General features: G+C 60.3%; 17 protein-coding genes. 5 read left to right on the forward strand and 12 right to left on the reverse strand.

Features of this window, described 5'->3' with window-relative positions:
• Window positions 1-44: 44 nt before the first annotated feature.
• On the forward strand, window positions 45-1,250 hold the full coding sequence (locus QA637_RS28995) for an MFS transporter (protein WP_283067885.1): 1,206 nt from the start codon (window positions 45-47) through the stop codon (window positions 1,248-1,250).
• Between the two features lie 434 nt (window positions 1,251-1,684).
• Here QA637_RS28995 and QA637_RS29000 read toward each other — a convergent pair whose 3' ends face one another.
• The gene (locus tag QA637_RS29000; protein WP_283067886.1) at window positions 1,685-2,383 is read right to left on the reverse strand and encodes a type 1 glutamine amidotransferase domain-containing protein; all 699 of its coding nucleotides are present in this window, start codon (window positions 2,381-2,383) and stop codon (window positions 1,685-1,687) included.
• 192 nt (window positions 2,384-2,575) lie between these two features.
• Here QA637_RS29000 and QA637_RS29005 point away from each other — a divergent pair, with 192 nt between their 5' ends.
• Complete coding sequence (locus QA637_RS29005; protein WP_283067888.1) at window positions 2,576-3,079, forward strand: TetR/AcrR family transcriptional regulator; 504 nt, start codon at window positions 2,576-2,578, stop codon at window positions 3,077-3,079.
• Window positions 3,080-3,288: 209 nt separating this feature from the next.
• Here the strand turns inward: QA637_RS29005 and QA637_RS29010 are convergent, their stop codons facing one another.
• The 8 genes from QA637_RS29010 to QA637_RS29045 form a co-directional block, all read right to left on the reverse strand.
• Entirely contained in the window at window positions 3,289-4,335 is a 1,047-nt protein-coding gene (locus QA637_RS29010; RefSeq protein WP_283067889.1) for an ABC transporter ATP-binding protein, read from the reverse strand.
• Between the two features lie 24 nt (window positions 4,336-4,359).
• The gene (locus tag QA637_RS29015; protein WP_283067890.1) at window positions 4,360-6,081 is read right to left on the reverse strand and encodes a glycoside hydrolase family 32 protein; all 1,722 of its coding nucleotides are present in this window, start codon (window positions 6,079-6,081) and stop codon (window positions 4,360-4,362) included.
• 3 nt (window positions 6,082-6,084) lie between these two features.
• Window positions 6,085-6,978 (reverse strand): carbohydrate ABC transporter permease, encoded by an 894-nt coding sequence (locus QA637_RS29020; RefSeq protein ID WP_283067892.1) that lies wholly within the window; start codon window positions 6,976-6,978, stop codon window positions 6,085-6,087.
• Window positions 6,971-7,912: a carbohydrate ABC transporter permease gene (locus QA637_RS29025; protein ID WP_283067893.1), complete on the reverse strand. Its 942-nt coding sequence runs from the start codon at window positions 7,910-7,912 to the stop codon at window positions 6,971-6,973. The genes QA637_RS29020 and QA637_RS29025 overlap by 8 nt, the downstream gene beginning before the upstream one ends.
• 125 nt (window positions 7,913-8,037) lie before the next feature.
• Complete coding sequence (locus QA637_RS29030) at window positions 8,038-9,318, reverse strand: ABC transporter substrate-binding protein (protein WP_283067894.1); 1,281 nt, start codon at window positions 9,316-9,318, stop codon at window positions 8,038-8,040.
• A gap of 41 nt (window positions 9,319-9,359) precedes the next feature.
• Window positions 9,360-10,364 (reverse strand): LacI family DNA-binding transcriptional regulator, encoded by a 1,005-nt coding sequence (locus QA637_RS29035; RefSeq protein ID WP_283067895.1) that lies wholly within the window; start codon window positions 10,362-10,364, stop codon window positions 9,360-9,362.
• Between the two features lie 390 nt (window positions 10,365-10,754).
• Window positions 10,755-13,895, reverse strand: a complete 3,141-nt coding sequence (locus tag QA637_RS29040; RefSeq protein ID WP_283067896.1) for an efflux RND transporter permease subunit — start codon at window positions 13,893-13,895, stop codon at window positions 10,755-10,757.
• Window positions 13,895-14,965, reverse strand: a complete 1,071-nt coding sequence (locus tag QA637_RS29045) for an efflux RND transporter periplasmic adaptor subunit (protein WP_283067897.1) — start codon at window positions 14,963-14,965, stop codon at window positions 13,895-13,897. Before QA637_RS29045 ends, QA637_RS29040 begins: the two co-directional genes overlap by 1 nt.
• 1,359 nt (window positions 14,966-16,324) lie before the next feature.
• On the opposite strand from QA637_RS29045, the gene QA637_RS29050 reads away from it, so the two are divergent.
• Window positions 16,325-16,567 carry a DUF982 domain-containing protein gene (locus QA637_RS29050; RefSeq protein ID WP_283068033.1) on the forward strand — a complete coding sequence of 81 codons (243 nt, stop codon included), beginning with the start codon at window positions 16,325-16,327 and terminating at the stop codon, window positions 16,565-16,567.
• Window positions 16,568-16,800: 233 nt separating this feature from the next.
• Here the strand turns inward: QA637_RS29050 and QA637_RS29055 are convergent, their stop codons facing one another.
• Entirely contained in the window at window positions 16,801-17,628 is an 828-nt protein-coding gene (locus QA637_RS29055) for a calcium-binding protein (RefSeq protein WP_283067898.1), read from the reverse strand.
• A 714-nt stretch (window positions 17,629-18,342) separates the two neighbouring features.
• Window positions 18,343-18,636, reverse strand: a complete 294-nt coding sequence (locus tag QA637_RS29060) for a type II toxin-antitoxin system death-on-curing family toxin (RefSeq protein WP_283067899.1) — start codon at window positions 18,634-18,636, stop codon at window positions 18,343-18,345.
• Between the two features lie 1,122 nt (window positions 18,637-19,758).
• Between QA637_RS29060 and QA637_RS29065 the strand changes: the two genes are divergently transcribed.
• Both QA637_RS29065 and QA637_RS29070 read left to right on the forward strand, forming a co-directional pair.
• The gene (locus QA637_RS29065; RefSeq protein WP_283067900.1) at window positions 19,759-21,087 is read left to right on the forward strand and encodes a M16 family metallopeptidase; all 1,329 of its coding nucleotides are present in this window, start codon (window positions 19,759-19,761) and stop codon (window positions 21,085-21,087) included.
• Complete coding sequence (locus QA637_RS29070; RefSeq protein ID WP_283067902.1) at window positions 21,084-22,427, forward strand: M16 family metallopeptidase; 1,344 nt, start codon at window positions 21,084-21,086, stop codon at window positions 22,425-22,427. The genes QA637_RS29065 and QA637_RS29070 overlap by 4 nt, the downstream gene beginning before the upstream one ends.
• 285 nt (window positions 22,428-22,712) lie before the next feature.
• Here the strand turns inward: QA637_RS29070 and hemN are convergent, their stop codons facing one another.
• Window positions 22,713-24,122, reverse strand: a complete 1,410-nt coding sequence (gene hemN / locus QA637_RS29075) for an oxygen-independent coproporphyrinogen III oxidase (RefSeq protein WP_283068035.1) — start codon at window positions 24,120-24,122, stop codon at window positions 22,713-22,715.
• Between the last annotated feature and the right edge of the window lie 381 nt (window positions 24,123-24,503).

The raw sequence follows: 24,503 nt of genomic DNA on the forward strand, positions 1-24,503 counted from the left end.
CCAGAGTTAGATGGCTGGAACTCAGGAAATCAAAAGATGGGTCCATGACAGATTCGAAATTGAAGCTGGCCCGCAGGAATTCTGCGATCAACCCCGATGCTGATGTGCAGTTGCGAGACAGTAAGCGCGCTACGCGGCTTTCCTTCTTCATTTCAGGCTTCGCGCTGGCATGCTGGGCACCGATGGTGCCATACGCGCAAAGCCGCATTGACGCAGATTCTGCGACCTTGGGATCGGTGCTTCTGTGCCTTGGCCTTGGCGCGGTCGTGGGCATGCCGACTGCAGGTATAGTCTCCAACAGGATAGGAAGCAGGCCAGTCTTGATTGCCGGGGCTGTGGGCCTAGCCACGGTGCTGCCGCTCATGGCGGCGCTGGCGAACCCGATAGTCCTCGCAATTGCACTTCTGCTGTTTGGTTGCTCAATTGGCGCGATTGATGTCGCCACCAATATGCATGGAGCCGAAGTTCAAGATCTTGCAGGCGTGCCCCTGATGTCAGGGTTTCACGGCGTCTACAGTATTGGCGGGCTGGTCGGGGCGGCAGGAATGACTTTCCTTATCGCGGTCGGGCCCGGCGTCCTCGCCGCTTCCGCCGTGGCATCATTGGTTATGATCATTTGCATTGTTTGCGCGGTACCCGGATTTCTTAAAACGAAGCCAGCTTCCGACGGGGCGATTTTTGCGGTTCCCAGAGGAAGGGTGCTCGCGGTCGGTTTGCTTTTGATGGTCATCTTCCTAGCGGAAGGTGCGATGCTCGACTGGGGAGCCATTTTGCTGACCTCCAAGAAATTGAAAGTTTCATTTTCGGGCAGCGGCTATGCTCTCTTTGCAATCGCGATGACCGTTAGTAGATTTGTGGGCGACAAGGCGGTTGAACGCCTCGGCGAGTCCATGATGCTCGTCTTCGGCATTTCAGTGGCTGCTTTGGGTATAATCTTCGCCGCCTACGCCGAGACTGTCTCGATGACTTTGGCAGCCATCACCATCGCAGGGCTGGCCGCGGGAAATATAGTCCCGATCCTGTTCTCGCTCGCTGCGGTACAGCGATCGATGCCGGCCCCCCAAGCAATCGCCGCGACGGGAACGCTTGGTTATGCTGGAATTTTGATCGGACCCGCACTCATCGGTCACGCTGCCGAGGTCATTGGGCTTCCAAATGCAATTGCTGGCGTTGGCATATTAGCAATCGTCGCCCTGCTTCTCATTCCAGCGATCTCATTTCGTGAATCGACCATTGCCTCCGCGCATTGAGTGATCTGATTATCCTCAGTCCTTTGCCGCGTTGGAATTTGCACGGCAAAGGACCGATATTGGATCAGACTATATGGCTGGATTCGTCGATGAGGAACAACCTCTGGTGCGGCTGCTTCGCAGTGCCGACGACAGCGAAGCGGATGAGCGCGACAACAGCGACCGGCTGACCAAGATTGCCGAAAGCTTGGGATGCCGCCCTCCCAATCCGCCCATGAGAAATCTCACTTTTGATTATCGACAGGGCTTTGCGCTACGGGAAAGTTGGTCATCGAAAGCCAGTCGTATCACGCGGAAGGCAGGTCCGATCGCGCAACGTCTTCGAGTATCGGCGTGGCGCCCGACAACCGTTGACACGGCGCCAATTTGGGGTCTCTTGGTGCTTGAAAGCTTCTCTTTCTGGGGCGCTCTTGAGCGCCCCAGAAGCTCAGGATTTAGCCGAGACGCTCAGCAAGGGCTTCGGCGAGCGGCACGGCAGAAGCCGGGCTCTGACCCGTCATCAGGACGCCATCGATGACGACGTTCGGTTCCCAGTTCGCCTTGCTCTGGTAGTCGGCACCGCGGTTCTTGAGTTCGTCCTCGAGCGAGAACAGCAGGTGGTTGAGCAGTTCGATTTCGGTGTCTTCGGCGTTCTTGAAGCCGGTGAGGCTTATGCCTTTCACTAGGTACTGCCCATCGTCCTTTTTGATGTCGCGCAGGATCGCCGGCGCATGGCACACCATGGCGATCGGACGACCTACCTTGTGAAAGTCACGGATCAGCTTGATGGCGAAGGAGTCGGAGGCGAGATCCCACAGCAGGCCGTAACCACCGGGGAAGAAGACAGCGTCGAACGTGCTGTAGTCGATGTTACGCAGCTTGCGGGTATTACGAGCAGCAAAGATAGCGACCGGATCGGCCAGAAAACGGTCTGTATATTCGGTGGTAAACGGCGCCTTCCTGCTGAGAAGGTCGATCGGAGCTTCGCCGCCTCGGGGAGAGGCGAACACGACCTCATGGCCGGCTTCGGTCAAAATATAGTAGGGCGCGGCGAGTTCATGAAACCACGTGCCGGTCTGCTTGCCGCTGATGCCCATTTCGTCAACCGAGGACATGACGAGGAGGATGCGCTTTTGCTTGTTGCCAGTGCTCATAGGAGCTTCCTTTCGGTTCGGTAATTGTTCTGTCTATCTAGCGATAGATAGGCGGCGATTACTTAGCCGCTCCTTCCGCGACTTGCAAGACCTATCTACCGATAGATAAGCAAATCATGTTCGGCGTTGTTTTTTGGGTCGGATTAGCCTATCTACTGATAGATCGAGAACGGCATCTAAAAGGCTATAAGAATGAGCGAAACAACAGATGCGATAATGGACGCCGCGGAGGAGCGGATTCGCCGAGCAGGCTACAGTGGCTTTAGCTTTCGCGAGATTGCTGTCGACGTAGGCGTGAAGAGCGCCAGCGTTCACTATCATTTTCCGACTAAGGAGAAGCTCGCGGCAGCAGTCGCCCGCCGTTACACGGATCGTTTTCTAGCAGCCGTCGACCACCAGGTCGCCGGCGGCGAAGATATCGTCGAAGCTTGGCGGCAAGTCTTTCGCGTTGCTCTACATCGCGACGGGAGAATGTGCCTGTGCGGCGCGTTGGGGGCGACGTCGCAAGATTTGGCCGGTGAAGTCAGAGAGGAAGTGAAAAGGTTCTTCCTGCTCGGAATCGACAAACTAATGGAGGCAGGATTGTCTCACAACAGCGCGCTGCAGGTGCTCGCCACCCTCGAAGGCGCAATGCTGACGGCGAATGTTCTCGAAGACCCCTCCATGTTTGACAACGGTACCGCCGCCCTCGCCTAAACTGCCAGCCTTTCGGGAAGGGCGGCCACCTTACGCCCCTTGAATGACCGATTGGCATTGCACCGCCTCGTAAGGTTGCCATTCCGGCGCAAGGGGGCGTCCGGCAACGCTGCGGAGCATTCGCGAGATAGCGAAGCCAGAGCAACCTGATAGTCACGGCGTTGCCGCACGCTTGCTGATGCCAAATTTCCCGGTGCGCTGAAGGCCAATCAGTTTGCGCGTAGCCCCTGCGATGTAAACAAGTGGACCCTTCTTATGTCGGGGGCGACCATGACCGTCTGGCCGGGTTGAAGATCGATCCGGTCGCGCAGCACGAGGTTTACGTCTGCCGGGCCGATCTTCGCCAGCACATGTGTTTCGGACCCGGTCGGCTCGACCACGACCACGCTGGCGGGGACACCATGCTCGCCAATCGTCAGATGTTCCGGACGGACACCGTAGACCGCCGCTGTCCCGCCTTGATAGCCATCGGGTAGTGGAAGCGCTGCCCCGCCATGGGTGACAAACTGCCCATTGGCGATCGCCCCCTCGAAGAGGTTCATCGCAGGCGAGCCGATGAAGGTGGCGACGAAGGTGTTGGCCGGCCGGTCGTAAAGCTCCAGCGGTTTGCCGATCTGCTCGACATTGCCGCCGCGCATGACGACGATCCGGTCGGCCATCGTCATCGCCTCGATCTGGTCGTGGGTGACATAAACCGTGGTGGTTTTCAGCCGCTGATGCAGATCCTTGATCTCGGCGCGCATCGTGACGCGGAGCTTGGCGTCGAGGTTCGAAAGCGGCTCGTCGAAAAGGTAGACCTGCGGCTGGCGGACGATCGCCCGTCCCATTGCCACGCGCTGCCGCTGGCCACCGGAAAGCTGTTTCGGCAGGCGATCGAGCAGCGGCCCGAGCGCCAGGATGTCGGCCGCTTCGCGCACGCTCTTTTCGATCGTGGCCCTGTCCTGACCGTTCAGCTTAAGCGCGAAGCCCATGTTTTCCGCGACGGTCATGTGCGGATAAAGGGCATAGCTTTGGAAGACCATGGCGATGTCACGCTCCTTCGGGGCCACGTCGTTGACAAGGCGGCCACCGATGCGGATCTCGCCGCCGCTGATGTCCTCTAGCCCCGCAAGCATGCGCAACAGGGTCGACTTGCCACAGCCGGAAGGGCCGACGAGGGTGACGAACTCACCATCTTCGATGTTCATGGAGATGTCATGAATCACCGGAACGGCGCCGTATTGTTTGCGAACCTGATCCATCGAGACGGATGCCATGAAATTTCTCCTTTTGAGTCTCAGCTATAGCTTGAGCTGCCAGATCTTTGCGGCGGCGACATTGCCTGTGGGCGCGCTGAGGTAGGCGGAACGAACGCCTGCAACTCCGGGCAAACGCTTGGTCCCCGTCCAGCGACCGTTATCCGCAAAGACCTCGATCGACCCCATGTCCAGAAAGATGCGAAGCGTCGAGGGCGTTGCTCCGGCTGCGAGGTAGCGGGGCAGCAGTTTGCCGTCGGGAATGTCGTAGACGATGCTCAGCCCTTCCGGATCGACCCGGACGCCGAGCTCGACGTCGGGATGGTCGAATTCGAGATCGAAGGCGGCGCCGGGGGCGGCGAGATCGATCACGATCTCAACGGCTCCGTTGGCGAGTTCCACCCTGTCTCCGGAAAGCAGTCGCCGCTCGTCGATCAAATCTTGGCGCAAGCTGTCGACCGCATCGACCGGTGGGGTTAGCAACACACCCTCATCAAGCAGTACCCGGCGGGGGAGCGTCATGGCCGTGGGAAAATCGATCCTCTTCGAGATCTCCGTCCAGTTCGCCAGCCACGCGATGCCCACGGGGCCGGAATGGTCGACGAAGGCCTGGAAGGCATAGGCGTCGGTGGCAAAATCGAGTTCCTGCTCGAACTCCTTGACGAAGGTGCTGCCGTCGAAGCGGCCGACGGTTGCAAGCGTGATGTTGCGCCGCGCCGTTGCCGGATCGCGGCTGGTGAGCAGTCCGAAGATCAGCGCCCAACGGGTTTGCGGGTCGTCGACAGGACCACCGAGCGGGACCATGCAAGGGCATTCGGCCGCGGTCATGCCGAAGCGGTTCTCGCGGTGAAGAATCCCGACGAAGCTCCAACCAACCGCGGCGTCCGGATCGGCTGTCTCGTAGAGCAGGATTACTCCCCCCGCGTGATCGCGGCTGCCAAGCAGCATCTTCCAGCGGCCGTCCGGACCTTTGATTACATAGGGATCACGGAAATCGAGCGTCAGGTCGAGGCCGGACGGCCGTTGCGGCAGGATGATCTCCGCCGGAGCGGCGCTGATCTGGTCGCGACTGACGGCAGTCAACTGGATCTGCTCTTCCGGCTCGCGATCTTTCACCTGTTCGGTGAAGAAGACACGGATCCCGGGCTCCTCTCCCGCAAGGGGAATTGCCGAGCCGGAGAAGGCGCCGCCGCGGCCGTCCGCGCGAGCCGAAAGCCCCGCCGACGGAAACAGAAACATCGGAAGGTGCTTCCAGCGGAGATAGTCACCCGAGACTGCATGGCCCCAATGCATTGTGTTCCAGCGCAGGCTGTGGGGATAGTGCTGATAGAAGAGATGAACCTTGTCGCCGAAACGGCCGAAACCGTTGGGGTCGTTCATCCAGCCGAAAGGCGGGCGGAAGTGATAGCCGCCAGGAACAAGGGGTGTCGAATTGGCCTCGCCGCTGTAAAGAACAACGATGCCTTTTTCCAAGACGTCCGTTTCCGAGAAAGCATAGACGATGGAGAGTTTGGTGGTCCTGGCGTCATAGCTGAAAGAGATTTCGCCGGCGGTTTCGATCAGGAGCGCCTGGAACTCGAACTCCTCGGTGTTTCGCGCGGTTATGCGACCAATTTCCTGTCCGTCTTGGCTCGCTTTCAGCTCGGCCGGCGTACCCGAATCGACTGGCTTCAGCCACGCGTGGAGCGTGGTCCCGGCGGCAAGCGCGGCGCTGAGTGTTTTCAGGCTGCCGTCGAGAAGGGAAGAGGGGGGCGTATGGCCTGTCATTGATCAACCTTTCACGGCGGAGCCAATAAAGGAACTCACGAACCAGCGCTGGAAGGCGAGGTAGAGGGCGAGGATCGGGATCATCATCAGGACGGAGGCGGCCATCGCGCGGTCCCAGTAGATGCTGTCCTGGCCGAAGAACGTGGCGATCGCGACGGCGATCGGCCGGGCATAGTCGGTCTGCGTTACCAGGATCGGCCAGAGATACTGGTTCCAGCTCTCGATCCCCATGAGGATCGAGACGGTTGCGAGCGCCGGCAGGCTGAGTGGCAGGAAGATCGAGCGGTAGATGCGGAACACCGAAGCGCCGTCGATCTGAGCCGCTTCGAAGAGTTCCTTCGGAAGCTGGGCGAAGAACTGGTAGAACAGGAAGATGTAGAGGGGGCTCGCGATCCAGGGGACGATCTGCACAGCGAAGGTGTCGGTCATGCCGGCCCGCGACACCATGATGACGAGCGGCATGATGATGCTCTCCTGCGGGATCACGTAGAGAGCAATGACCAGGGACAGGACCACGGCGCGGCCGCGTAGCGAACCCCAGGCGAGCACGAAGCCCGCCATCGAATTGACGATCAGGCCGGCGCCGACCGTGCAGGCGAGAATGAACAACGAGTTCAGAAGGTAGCGGCCGAAGGCGAGCTCGCCTGAGAGATTGCTCACTTCCGCGAAATTGGAGAGTGTCGGGTTGGAGACCCAAAAGGCCCGGAAACTTCCCATATCGGCCAGAATCTGGAAGCGGTCGTCCTTGAGGCTCGCGATCACGAGCATGAACAGCGGCGACACGATAACGAGCGCGACCACGAGGATCGAGGCCGTCTGGACGATGCGCAGCGAACCGATCGCGGAGCGCTCGCGCTTTGCCTCTGTCTGCAGGGTGGGGAGAGCGAGATCAGACATCGAAACGCCTCAGAAGTTGACGCTGCAGGAGCGCGATGACGAGAACGATGAGGAAGAGAATGACCGACACGGCCGAAGCGTAGCCGAGTTTCTGTTCCTCGAAACCGGAGCGCACCATGTAATGGACCACGGTCTCGGTGCTGCTTTTCGGGCCGCCTTGGGTCAGGATCGCGACCTGGGTGTAGAGTTTGAAGGCCTGGATCGTGGTGATGACCAGCACGAAGACATGGGTCGGCCTCAAGCCCGGCATGGTCACGTGCCAGAAGCGCTGCAATGCGTTGGCGCCGTCGATGCGGGCGGCATCATAGAGCTCGTCCGGAATGCCCTGGAGGCCGGCGAGATAGACGATCATCTGGAAGCCGTAGGCCTGCCATGCCGACAGGAGCACGATCGAGAACATCGCCCAGTCCGGATCGCCGAGCCAGTCAATCGGCTGGATGTGGCCGCCCGAGAGAAAGCCGATCACCTGATTGAGGGGGCCGGTCGGATACTGGAAGAGCGTGCCCCAGATCACGCAGACGACGACCATGGAGGTGATCGCGGGCAGGAAGAACAAGCTGCGAAAGAAATTGCGGAACGGCAGCTTCTGGTGGAGGAGCAACGCTGTCGCAAAGGCGAGGCCGCATTGCACCGGCAGGATCCAGAAGGTGAAGCGCGAGACGTTCCAGAGTGACGTCCAGAACAGATCATCCTTGAAGATACGCAGGAAGTTTGTGAACCCGATGAAACGGACGGGGGTCGGGCGCGGCACCAGCGGCTGGTTGGTCATCGCCGTCCAGAAAGACAGAAGGAACGGCACGACAAGGAAGATCGTCAGCAGGATGACCGCGGGCGCTAGCATGCCGACTTCCTGGAACAGGCGGCTCTGGTCGCGCCGTCTGGCCGGGCGCGCCGCGACTGCCGTCGCCGCTAGCGCCGGTTGCTGCAAAGTCATGATCTCCTCCTCCTCACAAGATCGCGTCATCGGGAGCCGCGCGACAATGGCTGTCTGGGGCTGTCGGGTCTTTCGGGCGTACGGCCGCGCGGCATTCGCGCCGCGGCCGCACCGTCCTGGAGTTATTACTGTTCGTCGAAGGGCGGATAGCCGTCGTTTTCTTCGATATCCTCGTCGATCTTCTCGGCTGCCGCGGTGAGTGCAGCCTTGACGTCGCCGCCATTGAAGATCTCGTCCACCGCTCCCATGAAGGCCGAGGTGATGATCGGATAGGCCGGATGCGGGGGCCGTGCGATCGCGGTTTTCGATGCCTGCTCGAAGGCCACCGCCATCGCGCCGCCGTCGGCGTAAAGCGGTGAACCGGCGGCGAAGCTCTTCAAGCCAGGATAGGCGGAATCTTCCTTCGCATAATCTCGGAATGCCTTGTCCTTAAGCATGAAGCTGACGAACTTTCCGGCGATATCCGGATGTTCGGAGGCGGTGGTGATCCCCCAGATCCAGGTGCCGTTGGGGCTCGCGCTTTTCTGCCCGAATTTAGGCAGCGGCATGACCACGATGTCGTCCTTCATCGAAGCCGCGGCTTCCGCATAGAACCAGTGACCGCCGAGCGCGAGCGCCGCTGGATGTCCCTCAGCGAAGAACTGGTTGGTGCCGGAGGATTGCGGCACGACCCAGCCGTTCTTCACCCATTTCTGCATCATCGTCAGCGCATCGACACAAGGATCGCTGTCGAGAGTGCCGACAGACTTCCAGGTCTTGCGGTCGATCAGGTCGCAGCCGGCCGATTGCAGGATCGGACCGTAGGCATAGGTGATCCATTCGGTCTTGATGCCGTAGCCGCGGAAGGTGTCGATCGGCCATTTGACGCCGTCGAGGTTCGAGAGCTTTTCGAGATAGCCCTCGAACTCTTCCCGGGTCCAGGCGTCGTCGACCGACTTGGGGATGCGGGCGCCGATCGCTTCGAGATATTTCCTGTTGCCGTAGAGGACGACGGAGGAGTCGGTCAGCCCGACGGCGTAAAGCTCCTTGTCTATGGGGTAGGTGCCCTGCGCGACGTTGGATTCGGTCATGTCGTCGATGACATCCTGATCGATCAACGGCTTGATCGGCTGCAGGTACCCCGACCAGACGTAGTTGGCGAGGAAGGGCGCGTCGAGCTCCATGACGTCCGGCAATTGCTTGGACATGACGGCGGCGCTGAACTTCTCGTTATAGGCGTCGTGGGGAGCATAGATGAGCTCGATGTCGACGTCCGGGTTAGCGGCCTCGAAGCGCTTGGCAACTTCGCCATAGGTCGAGACCCAACCGGGGTCGCCCTGGTGCATCACGTGAATGACGGTTTTTGCTTCCGCCAGGCCGCCGAACGCGACAGACGCCACCAGGAACGAAAGTAAACGATTACCCATCACTGTATCTCCTCCTCAACAGGGTTCACGCAACTACTGATTTATACGGATGACCGCTCCACCAATTGGAACGGAAGCTTGTGCACCTCGCTTGGCATCGTGTCACCGGCAAGCAGGATGTCCGCGGCCAGGCGCCCCATCGCCCGATGCGGCAGGGCCATGGTCGTCAAGGCTGGGTCGAGACGCGATGCAATTTCGACCTGATTGTCGAAGCTGGCGACGGCGACGTCGTCGGGGATTTGCGCCCCGACGCGGCGTAGCGCCGCATAGACCTCCATCGCGACGCGATCATTGCCGCAGAGAATCGCGTCAGGCGGTTCGGATCCGGCCATCAGTTCGGCTACATGCGAAAGAACCAGGCTATGGGCCCTGTCGCTGTAGATCGCCCTGCGGACTGCCGGGAGCACCCGGGCGCCGTCGCCATCGAGCCCGGCTTCGGTCATCGCCTGACGGAAGCCCGACTCGCGCAATTCCCCGGCGAGCAGGCCCGGCAGGTTGATGAAAGCGATATTCCGGCGCCCCGCCTCGATCAGGTAGGTGGTGATCTCGTGCGCCGCGCCGAATTCGTCGGGCACCAGTGACGTCACCCGATCGTTCGCCTCGCGGCAATTGATCATCACGCCAACTGTGCCGGCGAATTCGGCGGGAAGCGAGACCGTCTTGTGATACATGGCCGCGTAGGCAATCGCCCGCGGGCGAAAGCGGCGCACTTCCTCTATCACCGCGCCCACATCGCGGCTGCCGTTCAGGGTCATCGCAAAAACGGCCATGTCAGAGGCTCGCGCCGCACCATCGAGCCCCCGGATGATTTCCGTCGCGAAAGGGGAGGTGATCAACTCGTCGGCAACGACGCCGATCAGCGGCATCCAGCCCTGCCGCATGCTGCGTGCGGCGAGATTGGTGACGTAGCCGAGTTCCTCGGCTATCTCCTTGATGCGCTGCCTGGTCGCTTCGGCCATGCGGGCCGAACCGCCGTGCAGCGCGCCGGAAACCGTCTTGACGGAGACGCCCGCGCGTTCGGCAATGTCGTTGAGGGAGACGGTCACGGCTTCACCAAGGGTTAACGATTACCCACACCTAACATTCACCAACGCTCAAGTCAAATCGAGCAAAATCGCCCCTGTTGACGGAGCGCACTTCATCATCGTGCGGGACCAGGGGTGTCGATTTTCAGAGCGAACTCGGCGCAGCCTGGAACCAGGCCCGACTGTTGGCGGTGACGACATCGTCCGGTCGACGAAAACAGCGAGAAGCTCCATGGGGGGCAACCGGATCAAGAATATCGGCCGGATCATTCGTCGGAGAGCCGACCTTATAGTCGATCGCCTGCGTCCTCATCAGGTCGGCCATGCGGTCCGTTGTGAAAGGGGCATCCCCTCTGCCAAGCCCCTGCACGGGCTCTACGGCACAGACAGGTACGTGGCTTTGGGAATTAATCAGCTCTGGCCATGTCCTCGAGCGGCGGGGCTACGTTTGAAGGCAATCGGCTCGCAATTGTCGAATGCATCCGTTTCCTGCCCGGCGGTTTCGTTGCGTGCCTGCGTCCGGCGTCCGAGCCGTTTCAGTGCCTCAAGCAGGTCGTCGACGAACGTGAAGATGATGGGGATCACAATAAGGCTGAGTAGCGTTGACGTCATTACACCGCCGATCACCACAATGGCCATCGGCCGTCGGAAACTTGAATCGCCCCCCGTCAGGCTCAAAGCAACCGGGAGCATGCCCGATGCCATGGCGATGGTCGTCATGACAATGGGACGCCCGCGCTTGCGGCAGGCATCGACGAGTGCATCGAACCGCGACATTCCCTGGCGGCGCGACATGATCGCGTATTCGACGAGAAGGATCGAGTTTTTCGTCACCACGCCCATGAGCATCAGCAGGCCGATGACCACCGGCATCGAGAAGCTGGTTCCGGTCACCACTAGTGGCAGCAGTGCGCCTCCGAGCGAAAGAGGAAGGGCCATGAGGATGGTGAACGGTTGCAGGAAGTCGTGGAAGAGCAGGACGAGCACCGCATAGACGCAGAACACGCCGATCGCCATCGCAAGAGCGAAGCTTTGGAACAGTTCCGAACTGCGCTGAAGTTCTCCTTGCTTCACGAGCGTGACGCCCGCCGGCAGGTGCTCAAGAGCCGGCAGCGCCTTTGCCTCGCGATAGACGTCGCCCAGGATACGGCCGTTGAGCTCGACGGAAAGGGTCATGTTGCGCATCTGATCGATGCGATCGATCTCGGAAGGACTTCCGCCGATACGTATGTCGGCGATTGATCCAAGATCGACGCTGCCATGGCTTCCGGGCACCCTTATGTTCCTGATGTCGTCGAGATTTGTGCGTGCCTCGGGCTTGAAGCGGACGACGATGGGGATTTGCCGCTGAGGCAGATTGAGCTTTGGCAGGGCGGAAGAGTAGTCTCCACGCGTCGCAACGCGCACGGCTTCCGCGATGGCGCTTGACGTCACCCCGAGTGCGGCTGCGCGTACAAAGTCCGGGGTGATCTGAACCTCAGGCGCCTGCCTCGAAGCGGTCGAAGTCACCGCTCCGATCCCATTGAGCGTTCGGAGTTGCTCCTCAAGCGCATTGGTTGCTTCGTCAAGGGCATTTGAGTCGTCGCTTGCAAGGGTGATGACGAGCTGCGTGCCGTGGCCACCGTTGTCGACCGCAACCCGCACGCCGGGGAGCACCGAGAGGGCCGAGCGGATATCCTTTTCGATCTCTGACTGCTTGCGGTCTCGTTCGTTAATGGGCGTCAGCATGACGTCGAGCGTGGCTGTTCCAATACTGATCTCCGGGCCATCACCCGATGATGCAGAACCGACCGACGAGAAGACATGCGTCACATCGCGCAGCTTGCTTACGATGTCCGCCGCCTTCCTGACCGTTGTGTCCATCTGGTCGATTGTGGCTCCGGGCTGCTGGGTCAGCGTCACCCGGGTCCGGGCGTCGTCGGCAGCCGGCAGGAAGCCCGATTTCAGGAACGGGATGGTGGAAAGCGAGAGTGCGACGAAGACTGCGGTCACGAGGAGCGTTTTCTTCCTGTGCTTCAAAGACGCCTTCACAATCGCCATGTAGGCACGCATGATCCGCCCATCCTCTTCCTGGGTGGAATGCGGCTTCATGAAATAGGCGGCCATCATCGGCGTTAGCAGGCGCGCAACGATCAGAGAGGCGAGTACGGCGACTGCGGCGGTGATGCCGAACTGGCGGAAGAGCAGCCCTGATATGCCGCCCATGAATGCCGTGGGCAGGAAGACCGCGACGAGCGTGAGCGTGGTCGCGACAACTGCTAACCAGATCTCATTGGCCGCCTCGAGGGCTGCATCCATCGGTCGCTTGCCCATCTGGAGGTGGCGAGCGATGTTTTCGATCTCCACGATGGCATCATCGACAAGAATGCCGACCACCAGCGACAGTGCAAGCAGAGTGATGATATTAAGACTGAAGTCAGCGGCGTACATCAAAAGGAAGGTCGGTATGACTGACAACGGCAGCGTCACGGCGGACAAGATCGTCGCGCGCCAATCCCGGAGGAAGAACCAGACCACCACGACCGCGAGGATCGCCCCCTCGAATAACATCCGCATCGAACCGTGATAGTTCTCGAGCACCGCCCCGACGGTGCTGTAGACCTTATCGATCTGCACGTCGGGATGTTCGGCGGCGAACTGTGCTACCTCCTCGTCGACGTCAGCGGCAACGCCGGTGTCCGAGAACCCGTTAGAGCGTTTGATCGCGACAGCGATCACTGGCTGGCCGTCGAGATAGGCAAGCGACGACCGGTCCGCGAAGCTGTCAGTGACGGAAGCGACATCGTCAAGACGGACCTGCTGGCCGTTGGGCAGCGGAACTTGCAGTCTCTTGAGGTCTTCGACGGATGCGACGGCGCCGAGCGTCCGCAACGTCTGGCGGGCTCCGCCGATTTCTCCAAGCCCACCCGACGTATCAGCCTGGACCGACTTCAACTGTGCTGAAACAGTCGCTGCAGTGACCCCGAGCGACGCCATCGTTGTGGGATCGAGGTCGACATGAACTTCGCGATCGATCCCGCCGACGCGACTCACCTGTCCCACTCCCGGCACCGACAGCAGTGCCTTCGTCATGTCGTTGTCGATGAACCAGGAAAGCTCGGTCTCACTAAGATGAGACGAACGGATCGCGTAGGTGACCAGCGCGGCGCTCTGCAGGGTAGCTTTGGTGACGCTCGGCGTCTGCATCTGCGCCGGGAGATCCCCCTTCGCACTGTCGACAGCATTGCGGACCTCGTTTAAAGCGTCATCGGTGTTCTTCTCCAGCTCGAAGGTGACGCTGAGTGCGACGGTTCCGTCGGTGATCGTTGTGGCAATGTGGTTGAGATGAGTCAACGAGGCCACCCGGTCCTCGATAATGCGTGCAACCTCCGTCTCGAGCTGCGCCGGCGCCGCGCCATCGAGTGTCGCGGTTATGCTGATCCTCGGAAGGTCCATATCCGGGAAGTATTGGACCGGCAGGCGCTCAAAAGCCAATATCCCGCCGATCGTGAGCATTGCGAAGAGCAGTATCGCCGGTATGGGATTGAGTATCGACCAGGCGGAGAAATTCATCAGCCTTGCTCGGCGACATTCACGAGGTCGTTGTCCGACAAAAACGCTCCGCCCGATGCCACGATCCTTGAGGACTGATCTATGCCGGAGAGAATCTCGACTTCGCCGTTCTTGTGGCGGCCCGTCTCCGCCCGGACCCGTCGCACCCGCCTGTCGTCGCCGATCGTAAAGACGTAGCTCATGCCGTCGCGGAACACGATCGCTGTCTCGGGAACCGTGAGGGCCGAAGTCGTCTTTAGCTCGATGCTGCCGGTGACATAAAGACCGACAGGCGGATGGACGCCGGCGGGAAGCGTGACATAAACGATTGCGCGGCCGGTCTCGGTGCTGACAGACGGTCCGACAAGTCTCACCTTACCCTGAACGGGGCGCTCATCCGGGACGTTGATCCTGACGCTCAATCCTCCCGCAATGCGTGACAGGAAGCGTGCCGAAACTTCGGCCTGCCACTCGACGCGCTGCTGACGGACCAGGCGGAACAGCTCGGTGCCAGCGGAAACGACTGCGCCGAGATTGGCGGTGCGTGACGTTATCAGCCCGTCGTCTACGGCAGTGACAGTCGTCTGAGCGAGCTTGATCTTCTGGCTGTCGAGCGCGGCCTGTTGGGATTCGAGGCTTGCTATTGCCATCTGTTCGTCAGTTAAACGCTCGGCGACCTTCTCATCCGAAATTGCTCCCGAGGGCCCAAGCTGCCGGGCTCGGTCCGCGTTCGCCTTGGCCTTTGCTAAATCTGCCTTGGCGGTTTCGACGGCTGCGGCTTGCTTTCGAAGGTCCGCCAGCACGCTCTGCTGCGAAAGCTGGACCAGCGTCTGACCCTTGGCCACAACCGATCCGACATCGACCAGAACGTCCGTTACGCGAAGCCCGCTCGTCTCGGAGGCGATGACCGCTTCCTGCCAAGGTTTGAGCCATCCGCTTGCAGGAATTGTTTCCGGCCACTCCCGCAGCGCCGGCGTTACCAGCGATACCGTAAGTGCAGGTGCTGCCAGCTGATCCGCCATGGCACTCCCGAAGGGAAGCAGTGCTGCACAGAAAAGAACAGTGGCGAGTGGGATGGACGGCTTCCTCAACTATAAATCCTCGTAGTTCACGGCATCAGCACATTGCCGAATCCGCGCGAGCGCCATGGAGTTGTTCTTTTTGCTGGATCGCGGTGAGATGGGGTGCGGCATTGATCCTAGGCCCGATGTCACCGTGTCCACGAGCAGCCGGCCACACGATAACCATGCATTCGGAGCGCTGCGTCCGCGGGGGCGCGGTCAGGCTGGACACCTGGTCATTGTCGGAGTCGAGGCACTGTAACCTGTCGAGGAGAGTTTCGTGCAGGTGTTTCAACCGGTTCAGGGCGGCATCGAGCCGCCGAAGCGAAGTTTCCCCTTCGCCCGACCGGGCCTGACCTGTGTTCACCATTGCTGTCTCGTCGGTAGCCAATCAAGAGAGTGCATGCTGGTGCCCGCCGGCAGCTCCTCACCATGCATGCCGCTCCGCCTTCGGATCACGTTTATCTTCATGCAACAGGCCGTAGCATAATCACAATCGATTGTTTGGATGGGGGTCATCGATGCCATGGATATATCGGGGTGAAATGTCCGGCATCGGTCAGCCTGATCGCCGCGGTGCTCGTTCACCACGGCCTTGCCAATCCGGGTGGCAAGAGGCGGTGATCTCGCCCCAACATTGGGTCGAGTTGCGGGGGCCGTAAAACAAAGGCTTGCGGCACTCACCGTCAAAAGTACCTCCACAGTCGGTTGGGGCACCGATCTCCTTCATTCCGCCGCCGAAATGAAATCGGCCGCGCGTACGGGTAAGATCTGCGCCTGTCCCGGGATCCCACGCAAGCACCATGCCAAGGGACACCCCGGGGTTACGGTCGTGAGGGCGCTTAGGATTTCAGCGGCGAGCATTTGTGTCGCAGCATTCCACGCGGGTGGCTCGCTGCTGGTGAGCGGCTCCGCACCGATAGCATGCGTCCAGATAATACGGCAATCCGTCCGACAACCTCCTCAAGCGCTGCCTGAACTCCGTGCTGGAGGAACCAAAAAATGCCGCAAACGCGGATAGAGGTGGCTGCAATTGCGGTGGCGTCTCTTGCGATTCCTTTGCCTAGAGAGGTCTTTGCTTCTCATCTTCGATTTCCGTCAGCGGAGAACGGGGCGGTTGTCTCGCCCAGTGCGCGATGCATGGAGGGGTTCTTCCTGTCGGCGCGGTCACTTGAACTCGGGAGTGCAGCCCAGCTTAGCCCGGTCGCGGACCTGCCCTGATGCGCGATATTTTGCGCCGCTTGGCTTATGGGTCATCAAGGGTAACGAATCGTTGTAGCGTGGGAACGAACACGAGGGGTTTGCGGTTCTGAGTACGATCTTCGAGGAGGTCCGAAAATGAGAGAAGTGCCATGGCGTGCCCCACTGTGGGTGACGTTGCAAAACGGCATGAAGCGCCAGTTCTGCGGGCCCTACGACGCACTTGATTTCCTGGAGAATGAATGGCCGAGGCAGGGGATGCAGCACGCACGGGCGGTGCAGGTCTGCCGTGAAGCGTTGCATCACTCCGAATACGCGAATTCCGCAAGGAATTGCTTCATAGCGGCATGCGTTGAAGCGTCTCTCCGATGCAGTGAAGCTGAGAATCTGCGCTCTCGCGCCGAAGCGAAGATGGTGAGCCGGCACAGATAAGCTGGGCTGTGTGGCTTCTTCAAACTTAAATGCGAGCGGCACGCCCCTCGGGTTGTTCTCAGGTTCCGGGCATGATGGCGCGCGTCGCCAAGCCGAGCGCCATTTGGGTGGTGGGGCATGCCGATCGAACGCTTCCGACCTTCAGGAGTATTGGGATTGCGACCAGCGGACTCACGGGCAAGCTGAAAACGGCGTGTCCGCTGGGCGCTGCGGCTCGTAGGCAAATAGCGGAATCAGACGAATGTGAAGTCCGACGCGGTCAGGTGGAGATTGGCAAGGTTGCTCACACTGTACACATCAGAAAGGTGAATCAACTCGTCCACGTTGTTTGCCGAGGTGACATAGGCGAGGTTGGCTGTGTGGGTCTTGAGGTCGTGGTAGACGATGATGTCGCCAGCGGCCTCGCCGGAAATCGCCCTCGCGGCGGCTGAGCCACTGGCGAAACTCTGGTCGGTGATCACCACGACGTGCTCGCCCTTCGCACCCGAGGCCGCGCCGCTGTAGAAGGTGTCTACGGGGTAGCCCGACTGCACGCTGGCGTGGTTAATGAAGTTCGCGCCAAAGCCGTCGTTGTAGAGGCCCGCCGCATCGAAGGCGAAGGTATCCTGAGCCGGGTCGAAATCGAGGATGGTGGAGATATCCGGGTCCGGCCCCTGTTTGGGGAACACCCCTGGCATCGGGTTGTGGGAACCGCGCACCGGGTTGTGGAACTGGAACACGAACATGTCGCCCCCGTCGCCCCCTCTCAGCCAATCCCTACCGTCCCCGACGAAGAGAACATCATCGCCGGCACCACCGGAGAGATAGTCATTGTCCTCGCCGGCAATGCGGGGTTTGTCGCGGCCGTTGTCGCCGGAGAGATAGTCGCTGCCCTCTTCGCCGTAGACCTGGTCATTGCCCGAGCCGCCGAGTACCCGGTCATTTCCCGCGCCGCCGAAGGCGCGGTCAGTGCCCGCACGAGAGTCGATCCAGTCATTGCCGGCAAAATCGATGATCACATCGTCGCCATTGCTGCCGAAGAGGGTGTCCGCGCCATCGTTGCCCCGGAAAAACTTTTCCATCGCAAATACTCCTTGTGATGCAATGCCCGACCGCCCGTGACGTCTTCATACTCCTCATGGGACACTTGGCGTAATCGATTGTTTTGATTGAAAGTATCCACGTGATGGATGTATTTCCGCGCACGTCGTCCGACTGAAAATTTCCGGGCCTCGCGGTGGGCGGTGCTCAGGCGCCCAGATAAGCGATCTGAAGATTCGAGGCGTTAAACCGGACCAGGGTCAGGACTTTGGCTACGCCGTCTCTGTGCTACACGATCGCGGCAGACTCCCATCCTGATTAACGCTGAAATCTCACGTTCATTGTCGCGCGGTAATGGGCGCTTTAACGTGCGTGCTGTTCATGCAGACAGGAGGAACGCCACTATTATGCCTTCTCGACACTTAGCTGGTCCCCAGATTCGCGCGACCTTGCAGTTTGCCAAATCCGCCCCGGCTACAGGCGGGAGATGCACAATTTTGGTTTCGGCGCGACGGATTCACTCCAATCCGACTGCCTGACGAAGGTCTATACTAAGCCGGGTGAAGTCCTTGCACTACCGCAACCGATGCTGCCAGGTCGACACGCGCGCTTACGAGGAAGACCCTCGCCAGATCTCCTACCGGCGTAAAACTCGTCATCAGGCGGGCGAACCTCAACTGCTAATACGATCGCCGGTTCGACAACCTCAGCGTTCCCGGTCCGGACCGGATGGACAACCTATGGAAAACTCACAGCTAGCTACTGTCTCTCACTAACCTAGACTTAAACCAGGTCACCAGTTCGTCGAAATCAATCTCTCCAGCGGCGACGGCAACGACGAGATCATCGACGGGTTCATCGTCCGGAATATCCAGCTTATATCCACTACGGTCGATTAAGATCTCGACAAGAAGCCAAGCTGTTCGTTTATTACCGTCCGCAAAACCGTGATTGCCCACCATGCTGTGCAGAAGAGCTGCGGCCTTTTGAGCAATGGGGCGATGATAGCCCGAATAGGGTCGCGCCAGCGCAGACTCGATCAAGTGCAAGCTACTAACGCCTTCCAGGCCGCCATACGTCAGAGCTTCATCGTGAGCTGTGATGGCGTCTGCGAGGGTCAGCCTGTAATGCCGACGGCTAGCGATCTGCCAGGCGCTTCAGCGCCGAACTGCGCTTGGACGAAGCTTCCCTTACCGTAGCCTCCGTTTTCGAGCTTGCCTTAGCAGCACCCTTGTGTGTGACAACCTCCATGAAACGGCCTGTGGCAGCTTCGCGCTTAACCCACCCGCCCTTTACCGGCGTTGTCTCAGATCTCTTCTTCATAATTCTAATCACGATTAAACCTCTGACTTATATGCGGCGTTTCCTTGATCTGCGCAAGGTCACGATGAGTGCCTGCGCCTTTATACCGATTTGCTCTTTGATTGCTTACTATCCTACATATCAGCGATTTTCACTTCACCCGGCGTCGCCTTTCATGATCGAGACGCTTGGCGCCCGCATCGGAGTCGTTGGGGCGACGGTCCCGCACGAGAAGCTGTCAGGAGTCCGTTGCGCTCGTCACGCCTGCAACACGTCAATGTCGCTTGGCATTGTCCGATATACGACAATGTTGGACATGGCGAGACTGCGGTTCAATCGAACACGTTGGTTCCAAAGACGGTTCCTTCGGCACGCATATTGCTTCAGGCATCTTGAGACGCGTCATGGGATCAAAGATAAACGCGCGGAGATGGCGAAATGTTACCACCATGCTTTTTATCAGTACCTTCGTCCGGTCATTCCACAGCTGGACGTTCCAAATGCCGTAGAGGCAAAGGCCCGAACCCCCCAAGCAACAGTCGAGCCGACGCTGCACGGGCGCTTTTGCCGAGTTTGTCCTTGCGCGGCCGCAACGATCACTATGGCCTGCTTGCCGGCAAAATCCTACGGCGGCCGTTCCGATTGAATGGGGCCGAGGGGTTCGCCTACCGCGGGACCAGTCGTGGCGAGCACCGGTTCATGCCGGTCGATGTGAAGCGGTCCGCCTTCGATCCGGCCTTCCTGGCTGCGGTGCTAAATAGGTCGAGCCACAACAGCCATCTTCGCTTGGAGGGCGGCCGATGAATCATGGAGGAATAAATTCGCGTATACGTGCATTTGCCCTGAGCATCGTTGCGCTGCAAACTCTGATGACCTTCGAAGCGGCTGCCGTCGAGGCCCCGCTAGGCGAATCCGAGATCGCAAATTTCCTGCTGAGCAACGGCATGGATGTGGTCGTCATACCGGATCACCGGGCGCCGACTGTCACGCAGATGGTCTTTTACAAAGCCGGTAACGCCGATGAGCCACCCGGCAAATCGGGCATTGCTCATTTCCTGGAACATCTCATGTTCAAGGGCACGAGCAAGCACCCGGCCGGCGAGTTTGACGCAAAGGTCGCAGAGATCGGCGGCGAGGAGAACGCCTTCACGTCGTCCGACTACACCGCCTACTATCAGACTGTCACGCCGGAGGCGCTCGGGACGATGATGGAATTCGAAGCTGACCGGATGCGCCATCTCGTGCTCACGGACGCGGTGATCGTGCCGGAGCGCGATGTCATTCTCCAGGAGCGGCGCTTGAGGGTCGAAGACAATCCGGAGGGGCTTCTCGAGGAGGAGACACAGGCGACGCTCTATCAGAACCATCCTTACCGTATCCCGGTCATCGGCTGGATGCACGAGATGGAACAGCTCGATCGCACGGACGCCGTGGCGTTCTACGATCGCTACTACGCCCCGAACAACGCCATACTGGTCGTGGCAGGCGATGTGGACGCCGGAACGGTGTGGCGGCTCGCGGACAAGACCTACGGGGCCATACCGCGCGGCCCGGACCTGCCGCAGCGGGTGAGGCCGCAGGAGCCGGAGCAGAACACCAAACGAACGGTCGTGCTCACCGATCCTCGCGTGACCGTGCCGAGCTTCGAAAAGTCGTGGGTGGCGCCCTGCTACAGAATAACCGAGCCGGGTGAAGCGGAAGCCCTTGATCTTCTGGCGGAAATTCTTGGCGGAGGAACGCGGAGCCGGATCAATCAGGAATTGGTGGTGAAACAGGGAATTGCCTCCTGGGGCGGCGCCTATTTCCAGGGAAGATCGCTCGATCCGTCCAGCTTCACGATCTATGGCTCGCCGCGGGGCGAGGCGACGATCGAGGCGGTGGAAGACGCGCTCGACGCTGAAGTCCGGAAAATCATCGAGACCGGTGTTACCGATGTCGAACTGGAGAAGGGCAAGAACCGCTTGGTGCGCTCGATGATCTTCGCACGCGACAGCCAGACGGGAATGGCCAGCATCTACGGGAAGGCGCTTGCGACCGGCAGCACTGTTTACGACTTAGAGGCATGGCCGTTGAGGGTCCGCGCGGTAACTTCGACGCAGGTGCAGGCGGTTGCCAGAAAATATCTTAATCCGGACCGATCGGTGGCGGGATATCTGTTGCCGCGGGAAAGCGCGACCTCAGGAGACAAACGCCGATGACAATGTTCAACCGACTGCCGATCGGTGCCGCCAAGCCACTGCTCGTCGCGCTCGTATTCTTAGGCCTTGCCGCGATACCGGCTCGGGCGGCCATGGCCATCCAGGAAGTCAGGACATCGAGCGGGATCAAGGCCTGGCTGGTGGAAGACTATTCGATACCGATCGTTACCGTCCGTTTCGCGTTCCGGGGCGGGAGCACGCAGGATCCCTCCGGTAAGGAGGGCCTTGCCAATCTCATGGCCGGATTGTTCGACGAAGGGGCCGGCGACCTTGACAGAGAAGCCTTCCAGGAGCGGCTGGACGATGCTGGCGCCGAGATGCGGTTCGACGCCGGGCGCGATGCGGTCTACGGCTCCATGCGAGTGCTTGCCGATCAAAAGGATGTTGCGTTCGATCTTCTCCGGCTGGCCATCGAACAGCCACGCTTCGACCAGGGACCGACGGATCGCGTCCGCGCTCAGATCGTTTCCGGCATCACCGCGCAGGCCAAGGATCCGGAGGCGGTGGCAAAGATCGCATGGGGGAAGGCGCTCTATGGCGAGCATCCGTACTCCCGGCAGGACGAAGGCACCGAGCAGACCCTTGCCGCTGCCAAACCCTCCGATCTTAAGGCGCTTCGTAAGCGCCTTTTCGCGCGCGGCAACCTGACCATCGCCGTGGCGGGAGCGATCGACGCGGGTGCGCTCAAGCGCGATCTGGATCGGATATTCGGCGGGTTGCCTGCTGAACCCTCCCTGGTGCCGGTTGCAGAAACCGCGCCCAAGCTGGCGCAGGAGGTTCGCATCCCGTATGACCTGCCCCAGACTGGGCTGCGCCTGGCTTATGCCGGGGTCAGCGACAAAGACCCGCGGTTCTTCGCAGCCTATCTGATGAACCACATCCTCGGGGGAGAAGCGTTCACGTCTAGGCTCTGGAACGAGGTCCGCGAGAAGCGAGGGCTCGCTTATCACATCGGATCTACCCTCGTGAACAGCGACCATGCCTCGGCGCTCGTTATCGGCACGGGGACCCGCCCGGATCGTGCCGCAGAGACGCTGTCCCTCGTTCGCGCCGAGGTGAGGCGGATGACGGAGGAGGGCGTCAGCGAGGAGGAGCTCGAAGCAGCGAAGAAAAACGTGATCGGCGGTTACGCCGTCGACCATCTCAACTCATCCAGCGCGATCGCCAACACTCTGGTCGCAATCCAGATGGAAGATCTCGGCATCGACTACATCGAGCGGCGGAAACAGCTGATCCAGGCCGTAACCGTGGAGGATGTCCGGTCGGTCGCAAAACAGCTTCTCTCCGCTGACCCCGCCGTGATGATCGTCGGAGCGCCGCTCGAGGGAAGGAAAGGATAACGGGCCACAGGGAAAGCTCGCCTCTCGCGGCGCGGCCGGGCTTCGCCATGGGCGGCTGGCCGGGCCCTCGGGCCTGCGCACGTGCTTGTGGTCAAGCGTAGCGTGCGACTCAGCAACACCGGCAGCAAGGGAATCGCGACATCTGCTCAGTGGTCTGCACTGTCTGGAAGCCTGCGAAATCCTGCGTCCGACTTGCGCTGCCGAATGCAAGGCATGTGAACCAAGCTCGGCGGGCGCCGCCGTCGCGCACTGCAGATACCGGTCGCAGATGCCGGGAACACGGCGCTAGTAGGGGGCGCGGTCGAGATAAGCGTCAAATGCGGCAGCGACAGCTCGAAGCAAAAAGCGATGCTCCTGCCGCACGCGGACGAAACCATTGTCAATGTCCACGATCCCGTCCTCGGCCAACATCGCCAAACGCTCGGCTGGATCGACAAAGAGGATCGGATCAAATCCGTGAGCGGCGCAGATTGCCGGCACGTCCGCCTCTAAATTGCACATGAGCCGCTCGATGATCTCGGCTCGCACGCGATCTTCACCGGTGAGACGGCAGCCCCTTGATGTCGCAAGGTGACCGGCTGCGATGTGTCGGCTATACGAAGTCTGAGTAACTTCGTTCTGGACATATCCTTCGCCGAGACGACCGATAGCCGACGCACCGAAGCCGATCAGGGTTTGGCAGGTGTCGGCCGAGTAACCCAGGGAATTGCGCCGCAGGCGTCCGGCTCTCTGCGCCAGCGCGAGCTCGTCATCCGGCAACGCGAAATGGTCGAGCCCGATCTGGCGATACCCGGCGGCAACCAGCGTGCCGGCCACGGCCGCTGCCTGTTCCGCGCGGGCAGCCGCGTCCGGCAGTGCCGTCTCATCGATGAGGCGCTGATTTTTTCGATAGGAAGGAACGTGTGCGTAACCGAACACCGCAAACCGGTCGGGGCGCATCGCGATTGCCGTCGTCGCGCTCTCGACACAGGACTGCACTGTTTGATGCGGGAGACCGTACATGAGGTCGAAATTGATGCGGCTTACTTTATGCCGGCGCAGGTTCACGACGGCAGCCGTCACCTGCGCCTCGCTCTGGACTCGATTGATCGCCTTTTGGACAATCGGATCGAAGCTCTGCACGCCGAGGCTCGCGCGGCTCACCTCCGCTGCTTCCAAGGCTTCGGCCATCTCCGTGGTGAACGTGCGCGGGTCGATCTCGACAGCGACGGTAGCCGCTTTCTCGAACGCGAAGCGGCGGCGCAGAAGTTCCACTAGGGTGAGAAACTCCGCTGGCGGCATGATGGTTGGCGATCCGCCGCCGAAATGCACGTCTCTCACGGTTAGTGCCTGCGGCGCCTGCGCCGCAACTAAACTGATTTCCGTGCGTAGCATCGCCAGGTAATCGACGATCGACGCATCCCGACGAGTGATGCTGGTCGGAAAGCCGCAATACCAGCACATCGACCGACAGAATGGAACGTGGAGATAGATCGACACGGCATCGTCAGTTGCCAAAACTTTCAGCCATTCCTCGCAGGCCTTGGTGCCGACCGCCTGGGAAAACTCCGGTACGGTTGGATAGATCGTGTACCAAGGCAGGCGGGCATCATAATACTTTGTATGAAGCGAGGTCGGCGCCGTGATGCCGGCTGACTTTCGTCCCCACTCGGACCGAGAGGATGTCCGGATCCCTCGCGTCCTCTCCCCTTGCATCGAATGGGATCCCGCGCCCAGGATGCTTTTTTGGCCGTCAGCCATCACCGTTTTCCGCTACCTGAATGCCATTCGGCAATGCCCGCCGCCTTTCAAGCATGGAGGTTCAAAACGCATGCCGATTGCGCTGCCGGGTATCGACAAACCGATTTCGCGGTAGTTCTCCGCTTATTAGCGTTCAACTGAAAAAGAGCCGTCGAACCAATTATGTCGCGCGTTCGACAAATACGACAGAATTGTCGGCAATCACCCTCATCGGCCTGGGTTGGCGACGACCACTCGTGGGACACTATTCGGAGGACTGGGACAGCCTAATGTCCGATTCACTCGAAACGATGTTGACGAAAGCCGCGGGACCACCGGCAGTGCCGAAGACGAACT

Origin of the sequence: Sinorhizobium terangae (assembly GCF_029714365.1) — a bacterium.
Lineage (GTDB): Bacteria > Pseudomonadota > Alphaproteobacteria > Rhizobiales > Rhizobiaceae > Sinorhizobium > Sinorhizobium terangae.